We start from the raw sequence: 17,579 nt of genomic DNA, 5'->3' as shown, positions 1-17,579 counted from the left end.
CACCACCTGCCGGTGCTGCAACAACAGCGCCCGGTGGGGGTGCTGGCCCTGGCCGACATCGTGCACCACGAATCGCGCCACGGGCTGTTCGTGGTCGGGCGCATCGGCCACGCCCAGGGCCTGGACGAGCTCGCCGCCCTGCAGCCCGAGGTGCGCGCCGTGTTCCTGCGCATGGTGCAGGAGGGTGGCAGCGCCCGGGTGATCGGACACACGCTGTCGGCCATTGGGCGCGCCTTCAAGCAGCGGCTGCTGGAGCTGGCCGAACAGGCGCTGGGTCCGCCGCCGGTGCCCTACTGTTTTCTGGCGCTGGGCTCCATGGCGCGGCAGGAGCAGGGCATGGTGACCGACCAGGACAACGCCCTGCTGCTGGACGACCGCTACGACCCGGCGCTGCACGGCGCCTACTTCGCCGAGCTGGCCACCTTCGTCTGCGACGGCCTGGCGCGTTGCGGCTACCCCCTGTGCAGCGGTGGCGTCATGGCCACCCACCCGCGCTGGCGCCAGCCGCGCCGGGTCTGGCAAGGCTACTTCGACGGCTGGATCACCCAGCCCACGCCCGAGGGGCTGCTGCACAGCAACATCTTCTTTGACCTGGACGGCGTGCACGGCCGCACCGAATGGGCCGACGCCCTGCGCCGCCACGTCGCGCGGCAGGCCCGGCAGCACCCGCGTTTCCTGGCCAGCATGGCGCGCAACGCCCTGCTGCGCACCCCGCCACTCGGCTTTTTCAAGGGCTTTGTGCTGGAGGCCGACGGCCGCCACAGCGCGGCCATCAACCTCAAGCGCCGGGGCACGGCGCCGCTGACCGACCTGATCCGCGTGCACGCGCTGGCCGTGGGCTCGGAGGCGCTCAACTCCTTCGAGCGGCTGGACGACGTGGTGCGCGCCCAGGTGCTGCCCCCGGGCCGCGGGCCGGACCTGCACGACGCGCTGGAATTCATCGCCGGGGTGCGGCTGCGCACCCAGGCCGACGACCTGCGCGCCGGCCGCGAGCCCGACAACAGCCTGGAGCCCGAACGCCTGTCGGACTTTGAACGCAAACGCCTGCGCGACGCCTTCACCGTGCTCAGCCACGCGCAGGACTACCTGAAGTACCGCCACGGCTCGGGCCGGGGCTGACGCGCCGGCCATGTTCCACGCCGGCCTGCTGCCCCGCCCCGAACCGCCCGCACCCGACTGGCCGGCCCGGCTGCGCGCACAGGCGGCCCACCTGCGCGACCCGCGGCTGCGCGCCTTCTGCGCGGCCGGCACCGTACCCGGCCACACCCCGCTGCGCGAGGTGCCGCTGCTGGCGCTGGACCTGGAAACCACCGGGCTGGACCCCGAGCGTGACGGCATCGTCAGCCTGGGCCTGGTGCCGCTGACGCTGGAGCGGGTGCAGGCCAGCGCCGCGCGCCACTGGTTGCTGCGGCCGCGCGTGCCGCTGGGCGACGCGGCGGTGACCGTCCACGGCATCACCCACCAGCAGATCGACCAGGCGCCCGACCTGGACGCGGTGCTGGGCGAGGTGCTGCAGGCCCTGGCCGGCCACGTGGTGGTGGTGCACTGCCGCGCGGTGGAGCGCGGCTTTCTGGACAGCGCGCTGCGCCGGCGGCTGGGCGAGACGCTGGACTTCCCGGTGATCGACACGATGGCGCTGGAGGCCCGCTGGCGCCGCACGCCCGTGCCGCTGTGGCGGCGCTGGCTCGGGCAGGCCCCGGCCCCGGTGTCGCTGCGGCTGGCCGCCTGCCGCGAGCGCTACGGCCTGCCGCGTTACCGCCTGCACCACGCCCTGACCGATGCGCTGGCCACCGCCGAACTGCTGCAGGCCCAGGTGGCGCACCACCTGTTGCCCGACACGCCGGTGCGCGAACTCTGGCTGTGAGGCATGACCCCCCACCCCCCTGAAAGGACGCCCGCATGACCCTGGAACTGCTGGGCGCGGCCGGCAAGAGCTTTCTGTTCGCCTTTGCCGCGCTGCTGCCCATCCTCAACCCCGCCGCCACCGCGCCCATCTTCCTGGGGCTGACCGAGGGCGCCTCGGCCGCCACCCGCGCCGCGCTGGCCCGGCGCATCGCCCGCAACATGGTGGCGCTGATGCTGGGCTCCATGGTGGTGGGCTCCTACGTGCTCGAATTCTTCGGCATTTCTCTGCCCATCGTGCGGGTGGGGGGCGGGCTGATCGTGGCCTCCATGGCCTGGCGGCTGCTCAACACCTCGCACGCCAGCGACGACAGCCGCACCGAACTGGCCGACGCCTTCACCCCCGACATGGCCCGCCGCCAGGCCTTTTACCCGCTGACCTTCCCGGTCAGTTGCGGGCCCGGCTCCATCGCGGCAGCCATCACCGTGGGCGTGTCCCTGGCCGACGAACGGCTGGCCCTGTCGCTGGCCCGCATGGGCGGCGGGGCGCTGGCACTGCTGGCCATCGGCGTGCTGCTCTACCTGGCGTTCCGCTACGCGCAGCGGCTGCTGCGGCCGCTGGGCGACGCGGGCAGCGTCATCTTCCTGCGGCTGTCGGCCTTCATCCTGTTGTGCCTGGGGGTGCAGATCGTGTGGGAAGGGGTGCGCGAGCTGCTGCTGGGCGTGCTCGCCGCGGCCTGACGGCGCCCCGGCTGCAGTACAGTTGAGGGCTTTTTTCTGTCACACCCCTCCCTCACACCCGCCATGAAATTCCTGCGCTTTTCCGACATCTGCGCCAGCGGCCAAGCCACTGGCAAACGCGTCTTCATCCGTGCCGACCTGAACGTGCCGCAAGACGACGATGGCAACATCTCCGAGGACACGCGCATCCGCGCCTCGCTGCCGGCCATCCAGATGGCGCTGGACGCCGGTGCCGCGGTGATGGTGACCTCGCACCTGGGCCGCCCGACCGAGGGCGAATTCAAGCCGGAAGACACGCTGGCCCCGGTGGCCCAGCGCCTGAGCGAGTTGCTGGGCCGCGAGGTGCCGCTGGTGCAGAACTGGGTGGACGGCGGCTTCGCCGTGGCCCCGGGCCAGGTGGTGCTGCTGGAGAACTGCCGCCTGAACGTGGGCGAGAAAAAGAACAAGCCCGAACTGGCCGCCAAGCTGGGCGCGCTGTGCGACGTGTTCGTGCACGACGCCTTCGGCACCGCCCACCGCGCCGAGGCCACCACCTACGGCATCGCCGAAACCGCGCCCATCGCCTGCGCCGGCCCGCTGCTGGCGGCCGAGATGGACGCCATCACGAAAGCCCTGGAAAACCCGGCGCGCCCGCTGGTGGCCATCGTCGGCGGCTCCAAGGTCAGCACCAAGCTGTCCATCCTGAAAACCCTGGCCGGCAAGGTGGACCAGCTGATCGTGGGCGGCGGCATCGCCAACACCTTCCTGCTGGCCGCGGGCAAGCGCATCGGCGATTCGCTGGCCGAACCGGAAATGGTGCGCGAAGCCCAGCAGGTGATGGACATCATGAAGGAACGCGGCGCCGAGGTGCCGCTGCCGGTGGACGTGGTGGTGGCCGACGAGGTGTCGGCGCTGGCGCGCGCCAACCGCATCGCGGTGGACGACGTGGCCCCGCACGACCGCATCCTGGACGTGGGCCCGAAAACCTCGGCCAAGCTGACCGAGATCATCGCCCACGCCGGCACCATCGTCTGGAACGGCCCGGTGGGCGTGTTCGAGTACCCGCAGTTCGCCGGCGGCACCAAGATGATGGCCTCGGCCATCGCCCACTCCGAGGCGTTTTCCATCGCCGGCGGCGGCGACACCCTGGCCGCCATCGCCAAGTACCACATCACCGACGAGGTGGACTACATCAGCACCGGCGGCGGCGCCTTCCTGGAGGTGCTGGAGGGCAAGACCCTGCCGGCCTTCGAGGTGCTGGCCAAGCGCGCCTGACGCGCCGCCCGCCCCGCAGCCACCGCGCGCCGGCACCCGCCGGGCGCGGTTTTTTTGCGCCCGGCGTGGCAGGCGCTCAGGCGGGCAGGGTGAGCAGCGGCAGGTCGTGCGCGGTGGCCAGCCGGTCGAGCTGGGCGCGGGTTTGGCGCGCCACGAAAGCGGCCACCGCGTCGTGGGTGGCGGGCAGCAGGCAGGCCTCGGGGGTGAGCGGCCCCAGGCCAAAGGCCCGGCCCAGGCCGGCAGCAAAGTGCGGCTCCAGCGCGGCCAGCGCCACCCGGCCGTTCTTGCAGGGGTACACGCGGTAGCCGGCGTGGGCGCCGCCCAGCAACTGGCCGGGCGCAGTCAGGCCCCAGTGGCGCGGCAGGGCCAGCCAGCGCGCGGCCTCCGACAATGCCACCTCCAGGCGGACGCCCTTGCCGCTGGCGCGCTGCGCCAGCACCGCCTGCAGCACCGCTTCCGACGCGGCCAGGGCGCCGGCCATGTCGGCCAGCAGGCTGGGCGGCACGGCCAGGTCGGCCACCAGACCGACCTCGGCCTGGTAGGTCAGGTCGTGGCCCGGTTCCTCGGCGCGGGCGCCAGGCGCACCGACGATGGTCACCAGCGACAGCGCCGGGTGGGCGCGCTTGAGGGACTTGGCGTCCAGGCCCAGCTTGGTCAGGGCCGAGGGACGGAAGGAGGTGAGCAGCACATCGGCCTGGGCGAGCAGCTTGTGCAGCTTGGCCTGGCCGGCGGCGGCCTTGAGGTCCAGCGTCACCGCCTTCAGCCCGGCTGACAGGTCGGCGAAAGCGGCCGGGCTGTACAGGCGCATGGGGTCGCCGGCGGGCGGGTCGACCTTGGTGCAGCGGGCGCCCATGGCGCGCAAACGCCACAGCGCGGCCGGGCCGGGCAGGTTCAGCGCCAGGCTGACGATGCGCACCCCTTGCAGGGGCTTGACGGAAAACTTCAAGGGCATGGGAGTGGGTCGGGGGCTGTGAAGAATATTCATTGTCGCGCAGGCGAATTGCGCCGGGTGTCGCGGCCGAAGCTGAAATAATGGGCCTTCGCCCCCGGCGCTGCCCCGCGCCCCCCACCCGGAGACCCCCTGCATGTCCTTGCGCGCCACCAAGATCGTTGCCACCCTGGGCCCCGCCTCCAGCGAGCCCGCCATCCTCGAAGCCATGGTGCGCGCCGGGGTGGACGTGGTGCGGCTGAATTTTTCCCACGGCAGCGCGCAGGACCACATCGACCGCGCCGAACGGGTGCGGGCCGCGGCGCAGCGCGCCGGCCGCGAGGTCGCCATCATGGCCGACCTGCAGGGCCCGAAAATCCGCGTCGGCAAGTTCGCCGAAGGCCGGGTGCAGCTGCACGAGGGCGCGCCCTTTGTGCTGGACGCCGCCCGCACCACACCCGGCGACGCGCAGGGCGTGGGCCTGGACTACAAGGAACTGCCGCGCGACGTGAAGGCCGGCGACACGCTGCTGCTCAACGACGGCCTGATCGTGCTGACCGTGACGCGGGTGGCCGGTGCGGCGGTGCACACCACGGTGGCCATCGGCGGCGAGCTGTCGAACAACAAGGGCATCAACAAGCAGGGCGGCGGGCTGACCGCGCCGGCCCTGACCGACAAGGACATGGCCGACATCCAGACCGCCATGGCCCTGCGCGCCGACTACGTGGCGGTGAGCTTCCCCAAAACCGCCACCGACATGGCGCTGGCGCGCCAGCTCTGCCACGCCGCCTGCCCGCCGGGGCACAAGCCGGGGCTGATCGCCAAGATCGAGCGCGCCGAGGCCATCCCCGAGCTGGAGAACATCCTGCGCGCGTCCGACGGCATCATGGTGGCGCGCGGCGACCTGGCGGTGGAGGTGGGCCACGCCGCCGTGCCGGCGCTGCAAAAGCGCATGATCCGGCTGGCGCGCGAGCACGACAAGGTGGTCATCACCGCCACGCAGATGATGGAGAGCATGATCCAGGCGCCGGTGCCCACCCGCGCCGAGGTGAGCGACGTGGCCAACGCGGTGCTGGACGGCACCGACGCGGTGATGCTGAGCGCCGAGACCGCCGCCGGCAAGTACCCGCTGCAGACGGTGCAGGAGATGGCGCGCATCTGCGAGGCCGCCGAGGCCGCCGACCACCACGAGCTGGAATCCGATTTTCTGGGCAAGACCTTCGAGCGCATCGACCAGTCCATCGCCATGGGCGCGCTGTTCACCGCCTCGCACCTGGGGGCCAAGGCCATCGTCGCGCTGACCGACTCGGGCTCCACCGCGCTGTGGATGAGCCGGCACAAGGTGCACCTGCCGATTTACGCGGTCACCTCCAAGCTGGCGGCGCAGCGCCGCATGGCGCTGTACCGCAACGTGGTGCCGCTGCTGATGGACACCAGCGCCGACCGCGACACCGCCCTGGCCCAGGCCGAGGCCCACCTGCGGGCGCGCGGCATCGTGCAGCCGGGCGACGTCTACGCCATCACCTGCGGCGAACCCATGGGCACGCCCGGCGGCACCAACATGCTCAAGATCTGCCGGGTGGCGCCGTGACCGTTTTCACGCCGCCCCCGCAGCGCGCCGCCTGGCAGCGCCTGCAGGCGCTGGCCCAGGCGGGCGTGCCGCACCTGCGCGAACTGCTGGCGCCGGGCCAGGCCGCCCGCCACGCCGCCCTGCAGTGGCAGGCCGCCGGCCTGCGGCTGGACGCCAGCCGCCAGGCCGTGACGCCCGAGGTGCTGGACGCCCTGCTGGCCCTGGCCGACGAGTCCGGCGTCTTGGCGCTGGCCGAGGCGCAGCGGCGTGGCGAGGCGATCAACGCCACCGAAGGCCGGGCCGCGCTGCACGTGGCGCTGCGCGGCGGCGGCTGGGCCGACCCGCCCTGGGGCGGCGCCGTGGCGCAGGCGGTGCAGGCCGAGCTCGACCGCTTCCTCGACGCCGCCGAACGCCTGCGCGACGGCCGCTGGCGCGGCCACCGCGGCGCGCGCATCACCGACGTGGTCAACATCGGCATCGGTGGCTCCGACCTGGGGCCGCGCATGGCGGTGCAGGCGCTGGACGCCCACGTGGACCCGGCGGTGCGGGTGCACTTCGTTTCCAACCCCGACGCCTGGTCGTTGCACAGCGAACTGCGCCGCCTGCGCCCGGACCACACCGTCTTCGTGGTGCAGAGCAAGACCTTCACCACCCAGGAAACCATGACGCTGGCGGCTTCGGCCCGGCGCTGGCTGGCCGATGGCGGCCTGGCAACCGCCGAGCAACAGACACCGCACCTGATCGCGGTCACCGCCGCGCCCGCCGTGTCGGCCGCGCAGGGCTACGCGCCGGCCCACACCTTCGGCTTCTGGGACTGGGTGGGCGGGCGCTACTCGGTCTGGTCGGCCATCGGGCTGCCGCTGGCGGTGGCGATTGGCGCGGCGAACTTCCGCGAATTCCTGGCCGGCGCCCACGCCATGGACCGGCACTTCTGGGAAGCCCCACCCGCGCGCAACCTGCCGCTGGTGCTGGCGCTGCTGGGCGTGTGGAACCGCAACTTCCTGGGCTGCCCCACCCACCTGGTCGCGGCCTACGCCGGCCGGCTGTTCCACTTCGCGCGCTACCTGCAGCAGCTCGACATGGAATCCAACGGCAAGTCCACCCACGTGGACGGGCAGCCGGTGCAGGTGGCCACCGGCCCCATCGTCTGGGGCGGGCTGGGCATCGAAGGGCAGCACGCCTACTTCCAGCTGTTGCACCAGGGCCAGCACCGGGTGCCGGTGGATTTCATCGGCGTCGACACCGAGGACACCCCGCTGCCCCTGGCCCACGAACACCACCGGGTGGTGCTGCTCAACCTGCGCGCCCAGGCCGACGCTCTGGCCCTGGGCCGGCCCGAGGCCGACACCCTGGCCCTGCTGGAACGCAGCGGCCTGGACCCGGCCCAGGTGCAGGCCTTGCTGCCGCACCGCACCTTCCGCGGCAACGTGCCCAGCAACACCCTGTGGCTGCCGGCGCTCACCCCGCACAGCCTGGGCGCGCTGACCGCGCTGTACGAACACAAGGTGTTCTGCCAGGCCGCGCTCTGGGGCATCCACCCCTACGACCAGTGGGGCGTGGAACTGGGCAAGACCCTGGCCCAGGCGCTGGAACGCCAGGGCGCCGCGCCCGCCTGACCCCCGCCACGCACCACCCTTTTCGCCCCCCACCCACCCGCACCGCCATGGCCCGCCACCCCTCCGACTCGCCCGACAAGGACCAGCCCCTGATCGACGACATCCGCCTGCTCGGCCGCCTGTTGGGCGACGTGATCCGCGCCCACGAGGGCGTGGCGGTGTACGAACTGATCGAGCAGATCCGCCAGCTCTCGGTGGCCTACCGCCGCCAGGCCGACCACGCCGCCGACAAGCAGCTCAAGAAGCTGCTCAAAGGCCTTTCGGACGACCAGGCGGTCAGCGTGATCCGCGCCTTCACCTACTTCAGCCACCTGGCCAACCTGGCCGAGGACCGGCACCACATCCGCCGCCGCGCGGTGCACGAGCGCGCCGGCCATGTGCAAGAAGGCAGCCTGGCCCACACCTGGGCCCGCATGCGCGACGCCGGGGTGGACGCCGACACCATCGCCCGCACCCTGGCCCACGGCCACCTGTCGCCCGTGCTCACCGCCCACCCGACCGAGGTGCAGCGCAAGAGCATCCTGGACGCCGAGCGCGACATCGCCCGCCTGCTGGCCGAGCGCGACGCCGTGGTGCAGGCCGCCGGCGGCGCCCGCCCCGGCGACGGGCTGCTGGCGCGCGAACTGGCCGCCAACGAAGCGCAGATGCTGGCCCGCGTGACGCAGCTGTGGCACACCCGGCTGCTGCGCTTCACCAAGCTCACCGTGGCCGACGAGATCGAGAACGCGCTCACCTACTACCAGAGCACCTTCCTGCCCGAAATCCCGCGCCTGTACCGCCAGATCGAACAGGCGCTGGACGGCCGCCCGGTGGCGCCCTTCCTGCGCATGGGCCAGTGGATCGGGGGCGACCGCGACGGCAACCCCAACGTCACCGCCGACACCCTGCGCCACGCGCTGCAACAGCAGGCCGACCGGGTGCTGCGCCACCTGCTGACCGAGGTGCACCGCCTGGGGGCGGAACTGTCGCTGTCGGCCATGCTGCTGCCGGTGCCGCCGGCCATGCAGGCGCTGGCCGAGCGCTCGCCCGACACCAACGCCCACCGCCAGGACGAGCCCTACCGCCGCGCGCTCACCGGCGTTTACGCGCGCCTGGCCGCCACGCTGCATGCACTCACCGGCGGCGAAGCCGCGCGCCACGCCGTGGCCCCGCAAAACCCCTACGCCAGCGCCGACGAGCTGCTGGCCGACCTGCGCACCATCGACGCCTCGCTGAAGGAACAGCGCTGCGAAGCCCTGGCCCAGCACCGGCTCAAGCCCCTCATCCGCACGGTGGAGGTGTTCGGCTTCCACCTGGCCACGGTGGACCTGCGCCAGAGCTCCGACCAGCACGAACTGGCCGTGGCCGACCTGCTGGCCCACGCCCGCATCGAGCCCGACTACAGCGCCCTGGGCGAAGACGCCAAGCAGCAACTGCTGCTGCGCCTGCTCAACGACGCGCGCCCGCTGCGCGTGCCCGGCGCCCCCTACACCGCCCACACCCTGAGCGAGCTGGCCATCTTCCAGACCGCGCGCGAGCTGCGCGAGCGCTTTGGCGCCGCCTGCATCCGCCACGCCATCATCAGCCACACCGAAACGGTGAGCGACCTGCTGGAGGTGCTGCTGCTGCAAAAGGAAGTGGGCCTGGTGCGCGGCACCCTGGACCACGACGCGGTGGCCGACCTGATCGTGGTGCCGCTGTTCGAGACCATCGAAGACCTGCGCAATGCGGCCGGCATCATGGACGCGTTCTACCGCCTGCCCGGCATCGCAGGCCTGGTGCTGCGCGGTGGTCCCAACCAGTACCACGAACAGGACGTGATGCTGGGCTATTCGGACAGCAACAAGGACGGTGGCATCTTCACCAGCAACTGGGAGCTGTACCGCGCCGAAACCGCGCTGGTGGCGCTGTTTGACGAACTCTCGCGCGAGCTGGGCCAGCCGGTGCAGTTGCGCATGTTCCACGGCCGCGGCGGCACGGTGGGCCGGGGCGGCGGCCCCAGCTACCAGGCCATCCTGGCGCAGCCGGCCGGCACCGTGCGCGGCCAGATCCGCCTGACCGAACAGGGCGAGGTCATCGGCTCCAAGTACGCCAACCCCGACATTGGCCGGCGCAACCTGGAAACCCTGGTGGCCGCCACGCTGGAAGCCACGCTGCTGCCGCCGGCCAAGCCGATCCCGGCCAAGTACCTGGAGGCAGCGGCCGAACTGTCGCAGGCCAGCATGGACGCCTACCGCGCCCTGGTCTACGAAACCCCGGGCTTCACCGACTACTTCTTCAGCGCCACGCCGATCCGCGAAATCGCCGAACTCAACATCGGCTCGCGCCCGGCGTCGCGCAAGGCCACGCAACGCATCGAAGACCTGCGGGCCATTCCCTGGGGCTTCAGTTGGGGCCAGTGCCGTCTGACGCTGCCCGGCTGGTACGGCTTGGGCAGCGCGGTGGCGCAGATGCAGGCCCGCCTGGGCGAAGCCGAAGCGCTCAAGCTGCTGCAGCAGATGCACAAGAAGTGGCCCTTCTTCAGCACCCTGTTGTCCAACCTGGACATGGTGCTGGCCAAGAGCGACCTGTCGCTGGGCCGGCGCTACGCCGACCTGGTGCCCGACGCCAAGCTGCGCAAGCGGGTGTTTGCCGCCATCGAAGCCGAATGGCAGCGCACCCAGGACGCCCTGACGCTGATCACCGGCGCCGAGGAGCGACTGGCCAGCAACCGGGCCCTGGCGCGCTCCATCGCGCACCGCTTCCCCTACATCGACCCGCTGCACCACCTGCAGGTGGAACTGATCGGGCGCTACCGCGCCGGCAGCGACACCGAACGGGTCAAGCGCGGCATCCACCTGTCCATCAACGGCATTGCGGCGGGGCTGCGCAACACCGGTTGATCCCTACGGCCCCCCGGCCCCCCGGCACGCCGGTGCGCGGCTGGGGGTGGCCGGCTAAAATCGCCGGCAGACCATTTCTGTACTGTTGTTTCCAGGGGATCATCCATGGCGCTCGTTTCCATGCGCGAACTGCTCGACCACGCCGCCGAGCACGGCTACGGCATTCCGGCCTTCAACGTCAACAACCTGGAACAGGTGCAGGCCGTGATGGAGGCCGCCAAAGAAGTGGGCGCCCCCGTCATCCTGCAGGCCAGCGCCGGCGCGCGCAAGTACGCGGGCGAACCCTTCATCAAGCACCTGGTGCAGGCCGCCTGCGAGGCCTACCCGCAGATCCCGGTGGTGATGCACCAGGACCACGGCCAGAGCCCGGCGGTGTGCCAGGGCGCCATCGACCTGGGCTTCAGCTCGGTGATGATGGACGGCTCGCTCAAGGAAGACGGCAAGACCCCCGCCAGCTTCGAATACAACGTGGACGTGACCCGCCGCGTGGTGGAGATGGCGCACAAGGTGGGGGTGTCGGTGGAAGGCGAGCTGGGCTGCCTGGGCAACCTGGAAACCGGCGAAGCCGGCGAGGAAGACGGCATTGGCGCCGAAGGCAAGCTGGACCACAGCCAGATGCTGACCGACCCCGAAGAAGCCGCCGTGTTCGTCAAGGCCACCGGACTGGACGCGCTGGCCATCGCCATCGGCACCAGCCACGGCGCCTACAAGTTCAGCCGCAAGCCCACCGGCGACATCCTGGCCATTTCCCGCGTCAAGGAAATCCACGCCCGCATCCCCAACACCCATTTGGTGATGCACGGTTCCTCCAGCGTGCCGCAGGAACTGCTGGCGCTCATCAACCAGTACGGCGGCCAGATGAAGGAAACCTACGGCGTGCCGGTGGAAGAGATCCAGGAAGCCATCAAGTTCGGCGTGCGCAAGGTGAACATCGACACCGACATCCGCCTGGCCATGACCGCCGCGGTGCGCAAGTTCCTGGTGGAAAACCCCGACAAGTTCGACGCCCGCGAATGGCTCAAGCCCGCGCGCGCCGCCGCCCAGGCCATTTGCAAGCAGCGCTACCTGGAATTCGGCTGCGAAGGCCAGGCCGGCAAGATCAAAGGCTATTCCCTGAGCGAAGTGGCCACAAAGTACGCGCTTGGGGAACTGGCGCAGGTGGTGAACTGAGGCGCCCTGCGCGCTGCCAGCACCCAAGCCGCCTTCAGGGCGGCTTTTTTACACCACCGCCAGTTTGAGTTGACCCACCCGCTGCAAGTCCACGCGCTGACGTGCTTGCCAGAGGTCGTGGGCATCCTGCATGGCCAGCCAGCTTTCGGCCGAACGGCCGATGGCTTTGGACAGCCGCAAGGCCATATCTGGCGTCACGCGGCTGGTGCCTTTGAGCACGCGGCCCAGCGTGGACGGCGCCACATCCAGTTGCTGTGCGAGTTCGCGTCCGCTGATGCCGTTCGGCTCCAGATAAATGCCGGCGATGAACTCACCGGGGTGGGGCGGGTTGTGCATGCTCATCAGTGGTAATCCTCGTAATCCAGCACAAAAGCGTGACCGTCGTGGAACTCAAAGGTCATGCGCCAGTTACCGTTGACCGTGACTGACCAGCGCCCCTGCATCTCGCCCTTGAGCGGGTGCAGGCGAAAACCGGGGATGTCCATGTCCTCTACCGTTTGTGCCGTGTCCAGCGCCGCCAGTTGCAAGCGCAGCCGTTTGGCGTGGCTGGCCTGAACACCTGAGGCGCTCCCCGTTTCGAAAAACCTGCGCAGGCCTTTGTGCCTGAACGATTTGATCATGCACGCCAATGTAGCATGTTGCGCAACGCGCATCAATTGTCGCAACGGATTTCCCTTGCGGGGCACTGGCGCAGGTGGTGAACTGAAGCGTGTGAGCCGTATTTTTCGAAATGCGGCTCATGAACCCCTTCCCGAAGTGGATTTGGCAGCACCCCGACTGGCCTCGGCTGGTGGTGGATGCCCAGCAGGTGGCGCCCGCGCTGGCGCATGCCCACCGTTGTTACGGTGTCGTGGAAGGCAAAGTGGCCAGCATAGGCCTGGGCAGCACCCACACCATCGTTCTGAACGCCTTCGCGGATGAGGTGGTGGCGACCGCCGAGATCGAAGGGCAGCACCTGCCGCTGGAGGTCGTGCGTTCGTCGGTGATGCAGCGCCTGGGTCTGGCCGACCAAGGTCCCCACGACCGGCACGTAGAGGGTTTGGTCGCAGTGCTCGGCGACGCCACCACGGCGTTCGACCAAGCGCTGGATGAGGAACGGCTGTGCCGCTGGCAATCGGCGCTGTTTCCGGGCGGCACCTCGGGCCTTCAACGCATTGCGGTCGGTCGCTACCGCGACCACACCGACCCGATGCAAATCGTCAGTGGCACGCCGGGGCGGGAAGTGGTGCATTACGAGGCCCCCCCTCCCACCAAGTGCGCGAACACATGACCCGGTTTCTGGCCTGGTTTGCCGCTACCACGCCCCCCGCGGGCCCAACATCGGTGGATGGCCTCGTCCGGGCCGCCATCGCCCACCTGTGGTTCGATAGCATCCACCCGTTCGAGGACGGCAATGGCCGAATCGGGCGGGCCATTGTGGACATGGCCCTGGCACAACACCTGCAACAGCCACAAAGGCTGTGCAGCCTGTCGCGCCAACTGCTGGCCTCGCGACAAGCGTATCACGACGCCCTGAACCAGGCACAGCGCGGCGGCTGCGACATCACCCACTGGGTGCGATGGTTTGCCGGCCAATGGGCCTTGGCCTGCCAGGCCACGAGCGGCGTCATCGATCAGGCCATGCTGAAGCGCCGCTTTTGGGAAACCCATGCCGGCCAGCCCCTGCACGTGCGGCAGCGCAAGGTTTTGCAACGGCTGCTGGACGACGGCGACGGCGGCTTCCTGGGTGGCCTGAACGCCGAGAAGTACATAAAGATGACCGGCGTTTCCAAAGCCACGGCTACCCGCGACCTGACGCACATGGTCAGCGCCGGGCAACTGCGCAGCCACGGAACAGGCAAAGCGGTGCGTTACTGCATCAACGTGCCGGAGTGGACGCACGGGGTGACTTGATCGCCCACGCCACGCCAGGGCCTGTGCGTCAACCGACCTTCCGCTCTTTGCCCATAATGCAGGGGAGCGCGACACAGATCGCGCCACACCACACACGCCAGGGAGGGGCCGTTGATACTGAAAAACGCCGACGACCATTCGTCGCAACTCGGGCAGCTGGAACAACGGCTGACCGACCGCACGCTGAATGCCGCGCAGAGGCAGTGGCTCACGGACGAGCTGTTTCGGCTGCGCATGGGCATTCAGGGCGAACGCGACGCCGCGTTTTACCTGAACAGCCATTTCAAGGACTCGGAAAACCATGTGGTCATCCACGACCTGCGGGTGGAGGTGGATGGCGATGTGGCGCAGATCGACCACCTGGTGTTCTACCGGGCCGGTGGCATTTACCTGTTCGAGACGAAAAACTACGGCGGCAGCCTGCTGATCAACGACCACGGCGAGTTCACCGCAGATTACGGCCGGGTGCGGTACGGCATTCCGTCACCCATCGAGCAAAGCCGCCGGCACGAACGGGTGCTGCACAAACTGCTGGACCGGCTGGACATTGGCGGCCGCACCCAGCGCCAACTGGAGATGCACCACCTGGTGCTGGTCCACCCCAAAGCCATCATCAAACGCCCGGCCGAAAAGGTGTTCAGCACCCACAACGTGATGAAGGCCGACCAGTTCCCCGCCTGGCACAAAAAACGCACCGACCACATTGGCACGCTCGAAATCTTTTCACTGCTGGCGAACATGCGCAGCGTGGACACCCTGCGCGAATGGGGCGAAAAGTTGGTCCGGCAACACCGGCCGGCGCCGCTGAGACCGTTGCCTGAGCATTTGTTTCCCGCAGCACCACCGGCGCCAAGCTCCATGCAGCCCGCCGTGCCGGCTTCAGCACCTACAGACAGTGCCCAACTGGCCCGAAAGCTGGTGTGCGCCGAATGTGGCGCCCGGATCACCTTCGCGGAAGGCAAGTTCTGCTGGGGCAACGAACGGCGGTTTGGGGGGTTGCAGTATTGCCGGGAACATCAGGCGCGGTTTCGGTGACGCCCGGAATCGGCCATAAGCGGACACCCAGGATTGATGCCGAAAGCAGTCGCTAAATGCCCCTTTAGGGGGCTATTCCAGGTTAGCGGCGTTCCCTAGAATGCCCAACTATTGGGAATCGCCAACGTCTCCCACTCCTTTCAAACGCTAAGCCTGTAAAAAATGCAAACACCGTTCCTTGGCCTTGAGTTGAAAGACTGGGCAACCATAGTCGCCGCCCTCCTAGGGCCTATTCTTGCGGTGCAGGCTCAAAAGGCCGTCGAGTCGTTCCGAGAGAAACAACGGCGAAAAGCATTTCTGTTTGAGCAACTGATGGCGACTCGGGCCGCGCGACTTGCACCTGAGCATGTGCGCGCCCTGAACATGGTTGATCTCGTCTTCTATGGTGAGAGGGCGTTTGGTATTCAGCGTAGATCGGCAAAGGAGCAACGTGTCCTTGACGCTTGGAAAGAATATCACGATCACCTCAACAACAAAGTCGATGACGCCCAAATTTCTCTCTGGGTGGCTCAAGGCGATGAACTCTTTACGAACTTGCTCTACGCCGTTGCGCAGGATCTCGGCTTCAAGTTTGACCGGGTTCAGCTTAAACGCGGCGCGTATTCGCCCGTAGCCCACGGCGAAATCGAAGCCGAGCAAACAGAGCTGCGTAAGGCGGCCTTGTCATTGGTAACAGGCAAACACGCTCTCAAGATGAATGTCGTCGGTTTCCCTGTAGATGAAGAGGCTCTGGCAATTAACAAGGCGGCTATTCAGAACATTGGAAAGGCGCTGGAAACAGGTGTCCTTCAAGTCGAGGTGAAGCCGAAAGACTAACCCTGCGGTCCACCGTACGCTGCACGATAAAGCCGGGCGGCGCCGGTAACCTCTTCGTCGGGCGTCCGTTTTCTAATTCCCCGACCATCCGCTTAGGGCCGTAATCTGCCATTCGCGGCACTCACAACCCCATCTCCCCACACCAACTCTCCCCCATCCCCCGCCGAACCGCGTCCGCATCGTCGGTGGACGCCAGCAGCACATGCAGCTTGGCAAACGCGGCCTCGGGCGTCATGTCGCCGGCCGGCACCGCGCCCAGCGCGCCCAGCGCCGAGCCGGTGGCGTACGCGCCCTGCTGCACGCTGCCGTGCAGGCACTGGGTGACGTTGACCAGCACCACCCCGCGCGCCGCCGCGCGCGCCAGCGCCGCCATAAAACCTTGGTGGTTGGCCGGCACGTTGCCCGCGCCGTAGCTGAGCAGCACCAGGCCGCGCACGCCCGGGGGGGCCAGCAGGGCGTCCACGGCCGCACCGCTCATGCCAGGGTGCAGCGCCAGCACGGCCACGGCTTCGTCGTCAAAGGTGGGCACGGCAAACCGGCGCGGGCCGGTGGCGGGCCACAGGCGGTCGCGGTGCAGGTGAATGTCGATGCCCAGTTCCGCCAGGGGCAGGGCGTTGGGCGCCTCGAAAGCATCGAATTGGGCGGTGGCCAGCTTGCGGGCGCGGTTGCCGCGCAGCAGATGGCGGCCAAAGCACAGAGTCACCTCGCGCAGTGCGGGCAGGGCGGCCAGGCGCAGGGCGTTTTCGACGTTGCCCAGGCCGTCGCTGCGCGGTTCGCTCATGGGAATTTGCGAGCCGGTGAACACCACCGGCTTGTCCAGCCCGCGCAGCAGGAAGGACAGGGCCGACGCGCTCCAGGCCATGGTGTCGGTGCCGTGCAGCAGCACAAAGCCGTCGTAGCGGTCCCAGTGGTCCACCAGGGCCTGGGCCATCACGGCCCAGTCGCGGGGGCGCAGTTCGGCGCTGTCGATCGGGTCCAGCTCCCGCACGTCGAAGGCGGGCAGGCCCTGACCGCCGGTGGCGTGCAGCGCCTGGCGCAGCCGTTCGGGAAAGCCCGGCGCGGGCCGGTAGCCCTGGGGCGACGCCACCATGCCGATGGTGCCCCCCACGTGCAACACCAGAACGCGGCCCGTGCCCGTCACGCCCGGTCCTCCCGGCTCAGGCGCCACGGCGGGCGGTTTGGGCCACGCGCTCGGCGTCGGCGGGCTCGAGCACCCAGGCCTGGCGGTCCACGCCCAGGTCGGCAAAGCGGGTGGCGTCAAACACCGGCTCGGGCACGCCGGCGGCCACCTGCTCGTCGTAGTCGCGCATCAGGCGCAGGCCTTGTTTGAACAGCATGGCCAGGGCAAACAGGTTGGCCAGGGCCAGAAAGCCCATGGTCACGTCGGCAAAGGCGAAGGCGGTGCCCAGGTCGGTGGTGGCGCCCCAGCCGCACAGGGCGATCACCACCAGGCGGTACAGCACCAGCACGCCCCGGTTCTCGCCGGTGAAGAAGCTCAGGCTGTTTTCGCCGAGGTAGTAGTTGTAAACCATGGTGGTGAAGCCAAACAGCATCAGCGCCACGCTCACGAACACGCGGCCCCATTCGCCCACGATGTTGGCCAGCGAAGCCTGCGTCAGCGCGACGCCGCCCAGTTCGGTGGCCATGCCGGGCTGGTACACGCCGCTGAGCAGCACGATGAAAGCGGTGCAGGAGCATATCACCAGGGTGTCGATGAACACCGAGAACGCCTGCACAATGCCCTGGCTGGCCGGGTGCGGCACGTAGGCCACGGCCGCCACGTTGGGCGCGCTGCCCAGGCCGGCCTCGTTCGAGAACAGCCCGCGCTTGACGCCCATGAGGATGGCCGCGCC

The 17,579-nt window shown here is 69.2% G+C and carries 17 protein-coding genes; 12 read left to right on the top strand and 5 right to left on the bottom strand.

From position 1 onward, the window contains the following. The 4 genes from HA630_RS09625 to HA630_RS09610 all read left to right on the top strand — a co-directional run. Nucleotides 1–1,119, top strand: a 1,119-nt coding sequence (locus HA630_RS09625) for a DUF294 nucleotidyltransferase-like domain-containing protein (RefSeq protein ID WP_243855426.1), incomplete at its 5' end; no start/stop codon positions are given. Nucleotides 1,120–1,129: 10 nt separating this feature from the next. Beyond that, nucleotides 1,130–1,864 (top strand): 3'-5' exonuclease, encoded by a 735-nt coding sequence (locus tag HA630_RS09620; RefSeq protein ID WP_166834342.1) that lies wholly within the window; start codon nucleotides 1,130–1,132, stop codon nucleotides 1,862–1,864. Nucleotides 1,865–1,899: 35 nt separating this feature from the next. Further along, on the top strand, nucleotides 1,900–2,583 hold the full coding sequence (locus HA630_RS09615) for a MarC family protein (RefSeq protein ID WP_166834340.1): 684 nt from the start codon (nucleotides 1,900–1,902) through the stop codon (nucleotides 2,581–2,583). Nucleotides 2,584–2,646: 63 nt separating this feature from the next. Continuing rightward, the gene (locus HA630_RS09610; RefSeq protein ID WP_166834338.1) at nucleotides 2,647–3,837 is read left to right on the top strand and encodes a phosphoglycerate kinase; all 1,191 of its coding nucleotides are present in this window, start codon (nucleotides 2,647–2,649) and stop codon (nucleotides 3,835–3,837) included. 76 nt (nucleotides 3,838–3,913) lie between these two features. On the opposite strand, the gene HA630_RS09605 is transcribed toward HA630_RS09610, so the two are convergent. Continuing rightward, entirely contained in the window at nucleotides 3,914–4,789 is an 876-nt protein-coding gene (locus HA630_RS09605; RefSeq protein WP_166834336.1) for a CoA transferase, read from the bottom strand. A 133-nt stretch (nucleotides 4,790–4,922) separates the two neighbouring features. Between HA630_RS09605 and pyk the strand changes: the two genes are divergently transcribed. From pyk to fba, 4 genes are all read left to right on the top strand, one after another. After that, nucleotides 4,923–6,356 carry a pyruvate kinase gene (pyk, locus tag HA630_RS09600; protein ID WP_166834334.1) on the top strand — a complete coding sequence of 478 codons (1,434 nt, stop codon included), beginning with the start codon at nucleotides 4,923–4,925 and terminating at the stop codon, nucleotides 6,354–6,356. Then, entirely contained in the window at nucleotides 6,353–7,951 is a 1,599-nt protein-coding gene (gene pgi / locus HA630_RS09595; protein ID WP_166834332.1) for a glucose-6-phosphate isomerase, read from the top strand. Before pyk ends, pgi begins: the two co-directional genes overlap by 4 nt. 47 nt (nucleotides 7,952–7,998) lie before the next feature. Further along, a complete protein-coding gene (gene ppc, locus HA630_RS09590) occupies nucleotides 7,999–10,812 on the top strand; it encodes a phosphoenolpyruvate carboxylase (RefSeq protein ID WP_166834330.1) in 2,814 nt (937 codons plus the stop codon). 105 nt (nucleotides 10,813–10,917) lie between these two features. After that, a complete protein-coding gene (gene fba, locus HA630_RS09585) occupies nucleotides 10,918–11,982 on the top strand; it encodes a class II fructose-bisphosphate aldolase (protein WP_166834328.1) in 1,065 nt (354 codons plus the stop codon). 48 nt (nucleotides 11,983–12,030) lie between these two features. On the opposite strand, the gene HA630_RS09580 is transcribed toward fba, so the two are convergent. Both HA630_RS09580 and HA630_RS09575 read right to left on the bottom strand, forming a co-directional pair. Next, a complete protein-coding gene (locus HA630_RS09580) occupies nucleotides 12,031–12,324 on the bottom strand; it encodes a HigA family addiction module antitoxin (protein ID WP_166834326.1) in 294 nt (97 codons plus the stop codon). After that, nucleotides 12,324–12,602 (bottom strand): type II toxin-antitoxin system RelE/ParE family toxin, encoded by a 279-nt coding sequence (locus HA630_RS09575; RefSeq protein ID WP_166834323.1) that lies wholly within the window; start codon nucleotides 12,600–12,602, stop codon nucleotides 12,324–12,326. Before HA630_RS09575 ends, HA630_RS09580 begins: the two co-directional genes overlap by 1 nt. Before the next feature lie 119 nt (nucleotides 12,603–12,721). Here HA630_RS09575 and HA630_RS23595 point away from each other — a divergent pair, with 119 nt between their 5' ends. The 4 genes from HA630_RS23595 (at nucleotide 12,722) to HA630_RS09560 (ending at nucleotide 15,726) form a co-directional block, all read left to right on the top strand. Further along, the gene (locus tag HA630_RS23595) at nucleotides 12,722–13,252 is read left to right on the top strand and encodes a DUF4172 domain-containing protein (RefSeq protein ID WP_243855425.1); all 531 of its coding nucleotides are present in this window, start codon (nucleotides 12,722–12,724) and stop codon (nucleotides 13,250–13,252) included. Further along, nucleotides 13,249–13,875 (top strand): Fic family protein, encoded by a 627-nt coding sequence (locus tag HA630_RS23590; RefSeq protein ID WP_243855424.1) that lies wholly within the window; start codon nucleotides 13,249–13,251, stop codon nucleotides 13,873–13,875. Before HA630_RS23595 ends, HA630_RS23590 begins: the two co-directional genes overlap by 4 nt. A 111-nt stretch (nucleotides 13,876–13,986) precedes the next feature. Then, nucleotides 13,987–14,910, top strand: coding sequence for a nuclease-related domain-containing protein (locus HA630_RS09565; RefSeq protein ID WP_166834321.1), 924 nt, complete (start codon nucleotides 13,987–13,989; stop codon nucleotides 14,908–14,910). 162 nt (nucleotides 14,911–15,072) lie between these two features. Then, nucleotides 15,073–15,726, top strand: coding sequence for a DUF6680 family protein (locus HA630_RS09560; RefSeq protein WP_208300050.1), 654 nt, complete (start codon nucleotides 15,073–15,075; stop codon nucleotides 15,724–15,726). A gap of 121 nt (nucleotides 15,727–15,847) precedes the next feature. Here the strand turns inward: HA630_RS09560 and HA630_RS09555 are convergent, their stop codons facing one another. Together HA630_RS09555 and HA630_RS09550 are read right to left on the bottom strand one after the other, a co-directional pair. Continuing rightward, on the bottom strand, nucleotides 15,848–16,867 hold the full coding sequence (locus tag HA630_RS09555; protein ID WP_208300049.1) for an asparaginase: 1,020 nt from the start codon (nucleotides 16,865–16,867) through the stop codon (nucleotides 15,848–15,850). 16 nt (nucleotides 16,868–16,883) lie between these two features. Next, nucleotides 16,884–17,579, bottom strand: a 696-nt coding sequence (locus HA630_RS09550; protein ID WP_166834319.1) for an alanine:cation symporter family protein, incomplete at its 5' end; no start/stop codon positions are given.

The organism is Aquabacterium sp. A08, from assembly GCF_011742065.1.
The sequence above is the reverse complement of the archived record's forward strand: the minus strand, read 5'-3'. Positions and strand labels throughout refer to the sequence as shown.